Here is a 12,963-nt window from a genome sequence, read left to right as displayed (position 1 = left end):
TCTTCTGCGTCGATGCTTTGCGGACTCGGATCGGTTCTTCGGCTACTTGATCAGGTAGATCGTGGCGAAGAGGCCGATCCAGACGACATCGACGAAGTGCCAGTAGTAGGACACGACGATGGCCGCCGTCGCCTGCTCGTGCGTGAACCTCTTGGCCGCGTAGGTGCGGCCGAGGACCAGCAGGAAGGCGATGAGACCGCCCGTCACGTGCAGGCCGTGGAAGCCGGTGGTCAGGTAGAACACCGAGCCGTACGGGTCGGAGGACAGGGAGAGCCCGTCCTCCTTCACCAGGCTGGTGTACTCGTAGATCTGACCGCCGATGAAGATCGCACCCATGATGAAGGTGACGGTGAACCAGCCCCGGAGCTTCTTCACGTCACCGCGCTCGGCGGCGAAGACGCCGAGCTGGCAGGTGAGTGAGGAGAGCACCAGGATCGTGGTGTTCGCCGACGAGAAGGGGACGTTGAGGTGGTCCGCCATCTCCTTCCAGTGCGCCGGACCCGTCACCGATCGCAGGGTGAAGTACATCGCGAAGAGGGCCGCGAAGAACATCAGCTCGGAACTCAGCCAGATGATGGTTCCGACGCTGGTGAGGTTCGGCCGGTTGACCGACGGGTGCGCGTGCCCGGTTTCTACTGTCGTTGCTGTCGCCACGACCGACATTATGTCGGTCGCTTATCCCGCCCTCACTCCGGGGGGTGCCGTTCGGAGTGTCTGTGGGGTGTGTCCAGCCCGTATGGCCCATCGAAGGGGTGTTCCAGGCGGTGTTGGGCGAGTCTGGGAGGGAGTAGCATCCGCGCCATCGGTACCCGGAAGTTCCCGCACTTTGCTGTGTCTTCTCAAGGTCTTCCCAAGAGGCGTGGAGGAACAATGCAGGCGACCGCGACGGTCCTGGTCTACAGCGACGACGCCAACACCCGGGAGCAGGTGCGGCTGGCCACCGGCCGGCGGCCGGCGCAGGACGCGCCCGTGGTGGAGTTCGTGGAGTGCGCCACGCCCGCGGCGGTCCTCGCCGAGCTGGACCGGGGCGGGATCGACGTCTGCGTCCTGGACGGCGAGGCCGTACCGATGGGCGGCATGGGCATGTGCCGCCAGATCAAGGACGAGGTCTTCCGCTGCCCGCCGGTGCTGCTGCTCATCGGACGGCCCCAGGACGCCTGGCTGGCGACGTGGAGCCGTGCGGACGCGGCGGTCACCTCGCCGGTGGACCCGGTGGAGTTCGCCACCGCGCTGGCCGCGTTGCTGCGCAAGCCCGCGCTGGTCTGAGCGGCTGGGCGTCCGAGGGGCGGGGGCGGCCCGGTGCCTCGCGGCAGCGGGCGGTCCCGGGCCGGGCTCGCCCACGCGGCCAAGCCGCGTGCCGGTACCGTCCCGGGCCCCTCCTGGTCCTGCCGCCTCCTCAGAGGCCCTGGGGGCTCAGTCTGGCCGGGTTCCCCTGGGGGGTGGCCGACTGGGCGCCGGAGCTCAGGGCGCTGCCCTGGAGCCACTTCTGCCAGGGCAGGTTCCAGTCGCCGAAGCCGTTGTCGAACAGCTCCATCGCCTTGCCCTTGGAGTTCACGACCTGGACGACGTCGCCCTCGTGGATGTTGTCGAAGAACCACTTGGCGTTCGAGGTGCTCATGCCGGTGCAGCCGTGGCTGACGTTGGCGCTGCCCTGGGAACCCACGGACCAGGGGGCGGCGTGCACGAACTCACCGCTCCAGGTCACCCGGGTGGCGTAGTACACCGGCATGTCGTAGGAGTCCGAACTGCCCGCGGCGATGCCGACGGTGGAGCTCTTCATCCGCACGAAGTACTGCTTGGCGAGGACCACCTTGACGCCGTTGCGGGTCTCGAAACCGGCCTTGCCGGTGGTGACGGGGATCTCCTTGATCTTCTCGTCGTTCCTGTAGACCGTCAGCCGGTGCGTGGCGGCGTCCGTGACGGCGACGACGCGGTTGCCGGTGGTGATGGTCAGCGGCTTGGCGGTGCCGCCGTACAGGAGGTCGCCGATGCGGATGTCCTGGAGCGTGCTGCGCACCTTGATGGTGGCGCCGACGGGCCAGTAGTCCCTGGGCCGGTAGTGGAGCGTCTTGTCGTTCACCCAGTACCAGGTGCCGCGCACGGCGGGCGTGGAATCGACCTGGAGGCCGCGCTCCACGACGGCGCGTTGCGCCTTGTCCTTCACCGGCTGGTCCAGTTCGGCCACGATGGGCTCACCGACCCCGTAGGTGCCCGCCTCCGGGCCGAACGTCACGTTCAGGCGCTTGGTGGTGGTGGGCTTGCTGGTGTCGAAGGTGAGGACCTTGCGGCCGGGGGAGCCGTCGTCGTCCTCGGTCCTCACCGTCAGCGTGTAGTGGGCGCCCGCGGCCAGGGGTGAGGTGCTGTGCCAGCGGCGGCCGTCGGCGGCCAGTTCGCCGGAGACGTGCCGCCCCGTGGCGTCCACGGCTGTCACGTCCGTGATGCGCCCGTCGGAGCCCGAGGTGGTGATGACCAAGGGCTTTTCCGGGTCGGCCTGCTTGCCGGCCTCCGTGGGACCGTTGAAGGTGATCTGGTCCGCCGCGTCGTAGGGGTCGGCTGCCAGGGGGTTGTCGTTCCCTCCGCAGGCGGTCAGACCCGTGCCGAGGGCGACCACCAGAAGAGTGCAACTGACACCGGCCTTTGCGCCCCGGGAGAACAGTGTGGTGCTCATGGCAGCACGCTAAGTAGCTCCGTCAACTCCGGCACGGTGGGTCGTCCATTCGGGGGATACAGGTACGACGAAAAGAAGGAACCCGGGCACTCGTTCGACGGAGTGCCCGGGTTGCCCGGTCTTCAGTTCGTGCTACTGGGGCCTACTGGGTGCGGTTCTCACCGCGGTAGTACTCGAAGACCCAGCCGAGCAGAGCGATGAAGACGATCGGCGCTCCGAAGTACAGCAGCCACCAGCCGAGGGCCACGCCCAGGAAGGCCAGCGCGCCACCGACACCGAGGGCGAGCGGCTGCCAGCTGTGCGGGCTGAAGAAGCCCAGCTCACCGGCGTCGTCCGCGACATCGGCCTCCTTGTTGTCCTGAGCGCCCGCGTCGACCCGCTTGGCCGTGAAGCCGAGGTAGAAGCCGACCATGATGCTCAGGCCGAAGGAGAGGAAGAGGGCCGTGGTACCGGCCGGCTCCTTCGACCACACGCCATAGACGATCGCCATGACGAGCAGGAAGGCGCTCAGCCAGATGAACATCTTGCCCTGGATCTTCACTTGCCGGCCTCCTTGCCGCCAGCGAGGGCCTTCTCACCGTGACCGGCGTTCTCGAGCTGGTCGAGCGCGGCGATCTCCGGGTGGTGCAGGTCGAACGCCGGGGATTCGCTGCGGATCCGCGGCAGGGTGAGGAAGTTGTGCCGCGGCGGCGGGCAGGAGGTCGCCCACTCCAGCGAGCGGCCGTAGCCCCACGGGTCGTCCATGTTGACCGGCTTGCCGTACTTGGCCGTCTTCCAGACGTTGTAGAAGAACGGCAGGATCGACAGGCCGAGCAGGAAGGAGAAGATCGTCGACACCGTGTTCAGGGCGGTGAAGCCGTCGGCCGACAGGTAGTCGGCGTACCGGCGCGGCATGCCCTCGACGCCCAGCCAGTGCTGGATGAGGAAGGTGCCGTGGAAGCCGATGAACAGCATCCAGAAGGTCATCTTGCCCAGGCGCTCGTCGAGCATCTTGCCGGTGAACTTCGGCCACCAGAAGTGGAAGCCGGAGAACATCGCGAAGACGACCGTGCCGAAGACGACGTAGTGGAAGTGCGCCACCACGAAGTACGAGTCGGAGATGTGGAAGTCCAGCGGCGGGGCCGCCAGGATGACGCCGGTCAGACCACCGAAGGTGAAGGTGATCAGGAAGCCGGTCGCCCACAGCATGGGCGTCTCGAAGGAGAGACTGCCCTTCCACATGGTGCCGATCCAGTTGAAGAACTTCACACCGGTCGGGACCGCGATCAGGAAGGTCATGAAGGAGAAGAACGGCAGCAGCACACCACCGGTGACGTACATGTGGTGGGCCCACACCGTCACGGACAGACCCGCGATGGAGATCGTGGCACCGATCAGACCCATGTAGCCGAACATCGGCTTGCGGGAGAAGACCGGGATGACCTCACTGATGATGCCGAAGAACGGCAGCGCGATGATGTACACCTCTGGATGGCCGAAGAACCAGAAGAGGTGTTGCCAGAGCAAGGCTCCGCCGTTCGCCGCGTCGAAGACGTGGGCACCGAACTTGCGGTCCGCCTCCAGGGCGAACAGGGCGGCGGCCAGCACCGGGAAGGCCAGCAGGACCAGCACCGCGGTCAGCAGCACGTTCCACACGAAGATCGGCATGCGGAACATGGTCATGCCGGGCGCGCGCATGCAGATGATCGTGGTGATGAAGTTGACCGAGCCGAGGATCGTGCCGAAGCCGGAGAAGGCCAGACCCATGATCCACATGTCGCCGCCGATACCCGGCGAGTGCACCGCGTCCGACAGCGGGGCGTAGGCGAACCAGCCGAAGTCGGCCGCACCCTGCGGGGTGAGGAAGCCGCCCACCGCGATCAGCGAGCCGAACAGGTACAGCCAGTAGGCGAACATGTTCAGCCGCGGGAACGCCACGTCCGGGGCGCCGATCTGCAGCGGCATGATCCAGTTCGTGAAACCGGCGAACAGCGGCGTCGCGAACATCAGCAGCATGATCGTGCCGTGCATCGTGAACGCCTGGTTGAACTGCTCGTTCGACATGATCTGCAGGCCCGGACGGGCCAGCTCGGCGCGCATGAGGAGCGCCATCACGCCGCCGATGCAGAAGAACGCGAACGACGTGACCAGATAGAGCGTGCCGATCGTCTTGTGGTCCGTGGTCGTCAGCCACTTGATCACGACGTTACCGGGTTGCTTGCGCCGGACCGGCTGCTCGCTCCCGAAGGAGCCCGCTGCCGCCGCGGCACCCTGAGGTTCGTTGAGGATGCTCACAGGTTGTTCGTCTCCCGGTTCTTCTCGTGGCTCGTCTGCGCGATGCCGGCGGGAACGTAACCGGTCTGCCCCTTCTTAGCGAGGTCCTTGAGGTGCTGCTCGTAACGGTCCGGCGAGACGACCTTCACGTTGAACAGCATCCGGGAGTGGTCCTGGCCGCAGAGCTCGGCGCACTTGCCCCGGAAGGTGCCCTCCTCGTTGGGGGTCACCTGGAAGGAGTTGGTGTGGCCGGGGATGACGTCCATCTTCATCAGGAACGGCAGCACCCAGAACGAGTGGTTGACGTCCCGAGAGGTGAGGATGAAGCGGACGGTCTTGCCCTTGGGCAGCCACAGGGTCGGACCCGGGTTGCCGTTCTGCGGGTTCCGCGTGGCCGGCGTACCGAAGTCGTAGACACCGCCGGCGTTCGCCGGGAAGTCCTTCTTGAACCGGTCCGGAATGGCCAGCAGGTTCTTGTCGGTCCTCGCGTCACCCGCCGAACCGGCGACGGGCGTGACGTAGTTGAACGCCCAGCTCCACTGGTAACCGACGACGTTGACCGTGACGTCGGGCTTCTTGGATTCGTCGAGGAGCTTCGACTCGTCGCGGGCCGTGAAGTAGAAGAGCACCGAGACGATGATGAGCGGGACCACCGTGTACAGGGCCTCGATGGGCATGTTGTACCGGGTCTGCGGAGGTACCTCGACCTTGGTGCGGCTGCGCCGGTGGAAGAAAGCACTCCACAGGATCAGACCCCACACCAGCACGCCGACCGCGATCGCGGCCGCCCAGGACCCCTGCCACAGCGAGAGGATCCGCGGAGCCTCTTCCGTGGCTGGGGTGGGCATACCCAGCCGGGGGAAGTCCTTGTATGTGCAACCGGTTGCGGTCGCCAGGACCAGGCCCGCAGTCAGTGCCTGCAGCAGCTTCCGCCGCATCGGGCGCCGCGGCGAGCGGTCGGAGCCGTTGGGACTCACGTAGCGCCTTCCCGAGAGTCTCGCCCGCGCGGTTGGCTGCGGCCTGCCTTCTCGCTGGTCGGTCGCCGCCCTGCGTCGGGCAGGGGTTTGGATGTTTATGCGGACCAAACCCTACTGGACGCCTTCGGGCGGGTCGCGGGGAGGGTGCCATACGCGCCGCGGGTCACCCCGAAGGGGTGGGATGCCCCCGGGTGCGCTGGTATGTGACGGCAGGTCGGGCGCGGTCCGGCTCGGGTGGTTTCCGTCGTGCGCGGCGGCCACGGGTACGTCGTGGCTGGTCGCGCGGTTCCCCGCGCGCCGTCGGGGCGCTTAGCGTTGCGGTGTGGTCTATTTCGACGCGGCCTCCGCCGCTCCTCTGCATCCCGTCGCCCGGCAGGCGCTGCTCGCCTCCCTGGACGAGGGGTGGGCCGATCCCGCCCGGCTCTACAAGGAGGGCCGGCGGGCGCGGTTGCTGCTGGACGCGGCACGGGAGGCGGCGGCCGAAGCGGTGGGGTGCCGGGCCGACGAGCTGGTGTTCACCTCGTCCGGCACGCGGGCCGTGCACACCGGTGTCGCGGGCGCGCTGACCGGGCGGCGCCGCGTCGGACGCCACCTGATCGTGTCAGCCGTCGAACACTCCTCGGTGCTCCATTCGGCCGAGTCGCACGAGGCGGACGGCGGGACGGTCACCCGGGTCCCGGTCGACCGGGGAGGTGCCGTCGGTGCGGCGGCGTACGCGCGGGCGCTGCGCCCGGACACCGCCCTCGCCTGCCTCCAGTCGGCCAACCACGAGGTCGGCACCGAGCAGCCGGTCGCCGAGGTGGCCGAGGCCTGCCGGACGGCGGGCGTGCCGCTGCTGGTCGACGCGGCGCAGTCGCTGGGCTGGGGGCCGGTGGCCGGGGACTGGTCGCTGCTGACGGCGAGCGCGCACAAGTGGGGCGGGCCGCCCGGAGTCGGACTGCTCGTGGTGCGCAAGGGCGTGCGGTTCGCGCTCCGGGGACCGGCGGACGAACGGGAGTCGGGCCGGGCGGCGGGGTTCGAGAACCTGCCGGCCATCGTGGCGGCGGCGGCTTCCCTGCGGGCGGTGCGGGCCGGGGCGGCGGCGGAGGCCGTACGGCTGCGGGAGCTGACGGAGCGGATCAGGGCGCAGGTGCCGCGGCTGGTGCCGGACGTGGAGGTGGTGGGCGACCCGGTCCGCCGGCTGCCCGGTGTCGTCACCTTCTCGTGTCTCTACGTCGACGGGGAAACGCTTCTGCACGAGCTGGACCGCGAGGGCTTCTCGGTCTCCTCCGGCTCCTCCTGCACGAGCAGCACGCTGACCCCGAGTCATGTGCTGAAGGCGATGGGGGTGCTGAGCGAGGGCAACGTCCGGGTGTCGCTGCCGCCGGGGGCGCGGGAGGAGGACGTCGAGCGGTTCCTGGCAGTGCTGCCGGGGGTGGTGGCCGGGGTGCGGGAGAAGCTGGGCGCGCCGCCCGCGCCCCGGGCGGCCGCGCACCAGGGGGAGCTGGTCCTCGACACCCTCGGCAAGCGCTGCCCGCTCCCGGTCATCGAGCTGGCGAAGGTCATCGGGGACGTGCCGGTGGGCGGTACGGTCCGCGTGCTCGCGGACGACGAGGCCGCGCGCCTGGACATCCCGGCCTGGTGCGAGATGCGGGGTCAGGAGTACGTCGGCGAGGAGAGGGCGGAGCGCGGTACGGCGTACGTCGTCCGCCGGGTCTCCTGAGGACCTCGCCGGGGCCCGCGGGACGCTGTCGTCCCGCGGGCGGGCCGGCGGTCAGAGGTGGGTGCGCACCTCGTCGGCCGCCTCGTCGCCGTAGGCCTTGGTGAAGCGCTCCATGAAGTGCCCCCGGCGCAGCTGGTACTCCTGCGTGCCCACCGTCTCGATGACGAGGGTCGCCAGCATGCAGCCGACCTGGGCGGCGCGCTCCAGCGAGACGCCCCAGGCCAGGCCGGACAGGAATCCGGCGCGGAAGGCGTCGCCCACGCCGGTCGGGTCGGCCTTGCGCTCCTCCTCCGCGCAGCCCACCTCGATCGGGTCCTCGCCGGAGCGCTCGATGCGCACGCCGCGCGAGCCGAGGGTGGTCACCCGGTGGCCGACGCGGTCCAGGATCTCGGCGTCGCTCCAGCCGGTCTTGGTCTCGATGAGGCCCTTCTCGTACTCGTTCGAGAACAGGTACGTCGCGCCGTCCAGCAGTATCCGGATCTCGTCGCCGTCCATCCGGGCGATCTGCTGGGAGAAGTCGGCGGCGAACGGGATGGACCGCGAGCGGCACTCCTCGGTGTGCCGCAGCATCGCCTCCGGGTCGTCGGCGCCGATCAGCACCAGGTCGAGGCCGCCGACGCGGTCCGCGACGGTCTTCAGCTCGATGAGGCGGGCCTCGCTCATCGCGCCGGTGTAGAAGGAGCCGATCTGGTTGTGGTCGGCGTCGGTGGTGCACACGAAGCGGGCCGTGTGCAGGGTCTCGGAGATGCGGACCGAGGCGGTGTCGACGCCGTGCCGGTCCAGCCAGGCCCGGTACTCGCCGAAGTCGGGGCCGGCGGCGCCGACGAGCACCGGGCCGGTGCCGAGCTGGCCCATGCCGAAGGCGATGTTGGCGCCGACCCCGCCGCGCCGCACGTCCAGCTGGTCGACCAGGAAGGAGAGGGAGACCGTGTGCAGCTGGTCCGCGACGAGCTGGTCGGCGAAGCGGCCGGGGAAGGTCATGAGGTGGTCGGTGGCGATGGAGCCGGTGACTGCGATGCGCACGGCGTGGACGCTCCTGGTGGGCGGAGGGACTGACAGTTCACGCTACCCGTTCCGTGCGGGGCGCTGAAGCGGGCGAAACTACCCGATAGTAGATCTTTCTCGGCGGCCCGGGACGTGCTTACGGTTCGGTCATGACGAACCACGAGGTCCATGCTGCCCCCGCCCCGGCCGACCTGGAGGGTGATCTGGCGTCCCTGCGCGGGGACTGCGCCCGGATGGCCCCGCGCTGGTCGGCGCCGGACGGGGACGGCGGCGGCGCCGCCTCCCGGCCGGGCGGCGGCGGCGCCGCCTCCCGGCCGGGGCCGGTCTCGCCCGCCCGTATCCACGGCGTGTCGGTCCCGGACTCCTCCGCCCGGCTGCTGGAGTCGATGTCGGACTACGGGGACTGAGTCCCGCTCCGGGGCCGCGCCGGACCACGGGGACCGAGTCCGGCTCCGGGGCCGCGCCGGACCACGGGGCCGGGCGGCGCGCTCGGTACCCGGTGTGCACCGGGTGGAACCGGGCGCTCCCCCGGCACGTCCCATCGCTGTCCCCCGTATGGGGGAGGCGGTGTACGACCCGTCGGCCGCTGACTTTGTCAGGGGCGGGTCAGAAACACACCGGGACGGCTGTGCAGTCGAAGGAGCGATGCGGTGAACACCGAGCGACCGGAGCGACCCGAGCGACCCGGCGACGAGGACGCGGTCGAGGCGGCGGCCGGGGCCGGGGCCGCCGCGGGCGGCGTCCCCCGCGGCGGGCCCGGTGCGGACGGCGGCGCGGGCGGCGGCGAGGGCGAGGGCGACGGAGGAGAGTCCGGCGAGGGCGGGGGCGGGCGCTTTCGGCGGGGGCGGGGGCCGCTGGTCGCCGCCTCGGTCGCGGCGGCCGTGCTGCTGGTGGGCGGCGGCGGGGCATACCTCGCCACGGGTGCCTCCGGCGGCAACGAGGACCGTACGGGCACAGCGGCGTCCGGCGGACACGGCACTCCCCCGCCGCTCGTCCTGGACGACCACGTATCCACCGGTACGGCCACGGAAGCGGGCGCGGGTGCCACGGGCGGAACCGGCGCCACCGGCGGCGCGAACGGCATCGCGCCCGGGGAGCCCAACCCGTACGGCGCCGTCTACCAGGCCGCCGGGACACTGCCCGCAGGTCCCGGTTCGGCGCCGGTGTACACGGCGCGGGGCCAGGTCACGCGGGACGAGGCGGCTCGGCTCGCCGCGGCGCTCGGGATCACGGGCACGCCGGTGACCGACGGGCAGGCCTGGCAGGTGGGGAACGCGAAGGACGGCGCGGGTCCGGTACTGCGGGTCGGCCGGTCGGCGCCGGGGAACTGGACGTTCAACCGGTACGTGCCGGGTACCGACGACTGCAAGGGCAAGGGCGTGCTGTGCGCGCACGACCCGGTGGCCCCCGCCGCGCACCCGGTGAGCGTGGCCGCCGCGATGAAGGCGGCGGCACCGGTGCTCAAGGCGGCCGGGCAGGACGACGCCAAGGCGGACGCGAGCGGGACCATGGGCGCGCAGCGGGTAGTCGACGCCGACCCGGTCGTCGGCGGGCTGCCCACCCACGGCTGGGCGACGAGCCTGACCGTGGGCCCGCAGGGCGAGGTGATCGGCGGCAGCGGCCGGTTGAAGGCACCGGTCGAGACGGACACGTATCCCGTGCTGAGCGCGCGCCGGACGCTGGAGCTGATGAACGCGGCGCCGGGCACCGGCCACCGGATGGGCATCGGCGGCTGCGCGAGTCCCGTACCGCTGAAGGACCGGCTGGAGGCACCGTGCGGCACGTCCGCATCGGGCGCCGGAGCCTCCGCCGCGGGCAGCACCGCGTCCGCTCCGGGCAGTGGCGCGCGGGACACCCTGACCGTCGAGAAGGCCGTGTTCGGTCTGGCGGCGCACCCGTCCGGCGGGCGGCAGGCGCTGGTGCCGTCCTGGCTGTTCCAGGTGCGGGGAGCGACCGGGCCGGACGCCTTCACGGTGACGTACCCGGCCGTCGACCCGAAGTACCTGGCCGCGCCGGGCGGGTCGGGCGGGTCGAACGGATCGGGCGATACGGCCGCCCCGGCCACCCGTGAGGTGCGGCCGGCCGGCTACAGCGCCCACGGCAAGGACCTCACGGTGACCTTCGAGGGCGGGGTGTGCGCCGACTACCGGGTGTCGGCGAAGGAGGAGTCCGGGCGGGTGACCGTCACGGTGACCGAGACGCCCTGGCAGGGCAAGGTCTGCATCATGATCGCGAAAGTGTACCACCGGACGGTGCACCTGGACCGGGCGCTGGAGGGCCGGTCGGTGGTCGGGCCGGACGGCAGGGCCGTTCCTTCCCGGGCGGCGGGCGCCGGACTCCCGCAGTCGGGGACGCCGGTGCGGTGAGCCGCGGCGGGAACGAACGGAAGGCGGCAGCCCTCGCGGGGGCTGCCGCCTTTCCGTTCGTCTGCCGTCGTGCTCCCGGCGCGCCGGGGCCGCGGCTCAGCTGAAGGAGTCGCCGCAGGCGCAGGAGCCCGTGGCGTTCGGGTTGTCGATCGTGAAGCCCTGCTTCTCGATCGTGTCCACGAAGTCGACGGTGGCGCCGCCCAGGTAGGGGGCGCTCATGCGGTCGGTGACGACCTTGACGCCGCCGAAGTCCTTCACAACGTCCCCGTCGAGCGAACGCTCGTCGAAGAAGAGCTGGTAGCGCAGGCCGGAGCAGCCGCCGGGCTGGACGGCGACCCGCAGGGCGAGGTCGTCGCGGCCTTCCTGGTCGAGCAGGGCCTTGACCTTCGACGCGGCGGCGTCGGTCAGGATGATGCCGTCGGTGACGGTGGTGGTCTCGTCCGATACGGACATCTACATCTCTCCCGGGTTGTACGGAGACTGCTTGCCGACGAGTGCAACCGGCAAGGCCGCGGATTCATTCCGGGCCGGGCACTTGATTGTTCTCTTGTCCATGCTCGCCCCCTTCATGCTCGCACACCCGTCGGAGAGGGGGCAGAGCCCTGTGGACAACCGGAGCGGCGCCGGGCGGGCTGCGAGGCGGCGACCGGATTCACGTCACGCCGGGATTCACGTCACACCGACACGATGGGCATCGTCAAAGTGACGTGAAGCAGTTATGATAGATAACGTCAATTCGACGAAAAGTAGAAAGGGTGCGTGTCGTGACCACCGCCCAGCCCCAGGAGCTCGACGTTCAGCCGACGCCCCTCGCCCTGCTGCTGCTCGGCCGCGAGGCCGACCCGAGGAGCGAGCGCGGCGTCGAGTGCCCCGGTGACCTCCCCGCCCCGTCCGACCCGGACCTGGTGGCGCGCGCCCGCGCGGCCAAGGAGAAGCTCGGGGACAAGGTCTTCGTGCTCGGCCACCACTACCAGCGCGACGAGGTCATCCAGTTCGCCGACGTCACGGGCGACTCCTTCAAGCTGGCCCGGGACGCGGCGGCGCGGCCGGAGGCCGAGTACATCGTCTTCTGCGGTGTGCACTTCATGGCGGAGTCCGCGGACATCCTGACGACCGACGCGCAGAAGGTGGTCCTGCCGGACCTCGCGGCCGGCTGCTCGATGGCCGACATGGCGACGGCCGAGCAGGTCGCCGAGTGCTGGGACGTACTGACCGAGGCGGGCATCGCCGAGCAGGTCGTTCCGGTGTCGTACATGAACTCCTCGGCCGACATCAAGGCGTTCACCGGCAGGCACGGCGGCACGATCTGCACCTCGTCGAACGCGAAGCGGGCCCTGGAGTGGGCCTTCCAGCAGGGCGAGAAGGTGCTGTTCCTGCCCGACCAGCACCTGGGCCGCAACACGGCGGTGCGGGACATGGGCATGTCGCTGGACGACTGCGTCGTCTACAACCCGCACAAGCCGAACGGCGGACTGACCGCCGAGGAGCTGCGCGCCGCGAAGATGATCCTGTGGCGCGGCCACTGCTCGGTGCACGGCCGCTTCAGCCTCGACTCGGTGAACGACGTCCGCGCCCGCATCCCCGGCGTGAACGTCCTGGTGCACCCCGAGTGCAAGCACGAGGTGGTCTCCGCGGCGGACCACGTCGGCTCGACGGAGTACATCATCAAGGCCCTGGAGGCCGCTCCGGCCGGCTCCAAGTGGGCCATCGGCACGGAGCTGAACCTGGTCCGCCGCCTGGCGAACCGTTTCGCCCCCGAGGGCAAGGAGATCGTCTTCCTGGACAAGACGGTCTGCTTCTGCTCGACGATGAACCGCATCGACCTCCCCCACCTGGTCTGGGCCCTCGAATCCCTGGCCGAGGGCAACCTGGTCAACCACATCCAGGTCGACAAGGAGACGGAGACCTACGCGAAGCTGGCACTGGAACGCATGCTGGCGCTGCCGTAGAAGGCACAGGCATGGAAAAGGGGCGCTTCCAGGGGGTTTGATG

At 70.2% G+C, this 12,963-nt stretch carries 12 protein-coding genes; 5 read left to right on the top strand and 7 right to left on the bottom strand.

Annotation, left to right across the window (positions count from 1 at the left end):
- Positions 1 to 42 precede the first annotated feature (42 nt).
- A complete protein-coding gene (locus ACFC02_RS16475; RefSeq protein WP_360963142.1) occupies positions 43 to 663 on the bottom strand; it encodes a heme-copper oxidase subunit III in 621 nt (206 codons plus the stop codon).
- A 207-nt stretch (positions 664 to 870) separates the two neighbouring features.
- Between ACFC02_RS16475 and ACFC02_RS16470 the strand changes: the two genes are divergently transcribed.
- Positions 871 to 1,266, top strand: a complete 396-nt coding sequence (locus tag ACFC02_RS16470) for a hypothetical protein (RefSeq protein WP_376357086.1) — start codon at positions 871 to 873, stop codon at positions 1,264 to 1,266.
- Positions 1,267 to 1,396: 130 nt separating this feature from the next.
- Here ACFC02_RS16470 and ACFC02_RS16465 read toward each other — a convergent pair whose 3' ends face one another.
- From ACFC02_RS16465 to coxB, 4 genes are all read right to left on the bottom strand, one after another.
- Positions 1,397 to 2,668 carry an Ig-like domain-containing protein gene (locus ACFC02_RS16465; RefSeq protein ID WP_376357084.1) on the bottom strand — a complete coding sequence of 424 codons (1,272 nt, stop codon included), beginning with the start codon at positions 2,666 to 2,668 and terminating at the stop codon, positions 1,397 to 1,399.
- Between the two features lie 142 nt (positions 2,669 to 2,810).
- Positions 2,811 to 3,209 (bottom strand): cytochrome c oxidase subunit 4, encoded by a 399-nt coding sequence (locus tag ACFC02_RS16460; RefSeq protein WP_360963150.1) that lies wholly within the window; start codon positions 3,207 to 3,209, stop codon positions 2,811 to 2,813.
- Positions 3,206 to 4,942 (bottom strand): cytochrome c oxidase subunit I, encoded by a 1,737-nt coding sequence (gene ctaD / locus ACFC02_RS16455; RefSeq protein ID WP_360963153.1) that lies wholly within the window; start codon positions 4,940 to 4,942, stop codon positions 3,206 to 3,208. The genes ACFC02_RS16460 and ctaD overlap by 4 nt, the downstream gene beginning before the upstream one ends.
- On the bottom strand, positions 4,939 to 5,898 hold the full coding sequence (gene coxB, locus ACFC02_RS16450; protein WP_376357081.1) for a cytochrome c oxidase subunit II: 960 nt from the start codon (positions 5,896 to 5,898) through the stop codon (positions 4,939 to 4,941). Before coxB ends, ctaD begins: the two co-directional genes overlap by 4 nt.
- Positions 5,899 to 6,220: 322 nt before the next feature.
- Between coxB and ACFC02_RS16445 the strand changes: the two genes are divergently transcribed.
- Complete coding sequence (locus ACFC02_RS16445) at positions 6,221 to 7,600, top strand: cysteine desulfurase/sulfurtransferase TusA family protein (protein WP_376357079.1); 1,380 nt, start codon at positions 6,221 to 6,223, stop codon at positions 7,598 to 7,600.
- Positions 7,601 to 7,651: 51 nt separating this feature from the next.
- Here the strand turns inward: ACFC02_RS16445 and ACFC02_RS16440 are convergent, their stop codons facing one another.
- Complete coding sequence (locus ACFC02_RS16440; RefSeq protein ID WP_376357077.1) at positions 7,652 to 8,623, bottom strand: carbohydrate kinase family protein; 972 nt, start codon at positions 8,621 to 8,623, stop codon at positions 7,652 to 7,654.
- A gap of 131 nt (positions 8,624 to 8,754) precedes the next feature.
- On the opposite strand from ACFC02_RS16440, the gene ACFC02_RS16435 reads away from it, so the two are divergent.
- On the top strand, positions 8,755 to 9,012 hold the full coding sequence (locus ACFC02_RS16435) for a hypothetical protein (protein WP_376357075.1): 258 nt from the start codon (positions 8,755 to 8,757) through the stop codon (positions 9,010 to 9,012).
- 243 nt (positions 9,013 to 9,255) lie between these two features.
- Complete coding sequence (locus ACFC02_RS16430; RefSeq protein WP_376357073.1) at positions 9,256 to 10,971, top strand: hypothetical protein; 1,716 nt, start codon at positions 9,256 to 9,258, stop codon at positions 10,969 to 10,971.
- A gap of 96 nt (positions 10,972 to 11,067) precedes the next feature.
- Here ACFC02_RS16430 and ACFC02_RS16425 read toward each other — a convergent pair whose 3' ends face one another.
- A complete protein-coding gene (locus tag ACFC02_RS16425; RefSeq protein WP_061919812.1) occupies positions 11,068 to 11,424 on the bottom strand; it encodes an iron-sulfur cluster assembly accessory protein in 357 nt (118 codons plus the stop codon).
- Between the two features lie 311 nt (positions 11,425 to 11,735).
- Here ACFC02_RS16425 and nadA point away from each other — a divergent pair, with 311 nt between their 5' ends.
- The gene (gene nadA / locus ACFC02_RS16420) at positions 11,736 to 12,920 is read left to right on the top strand and encodes a quinolinate synthase NadA (protein ID WP_376357070.1); all 1,185 of its coding nucleotides are present in this window, start codon (positions 11,736 to 11,738) and stop codon (positions 12,918 to 12,920) included.
- Positions 12,921 to 12,963: the final 43 nt, after the last annotated feature.

Source organism: Streptomyces sp. NPDC056160 (assembly GCF_042268205.1).
Taxonomy (GTDB): domain Bacteria; phylum Actinomycetota; class Actinomycetes; order Streptomycetales; family Streptomycetaceae; genus Streptomyces.
This window is presented reverse-complemented; position numbering and strand designations above follow the sequence as displayed.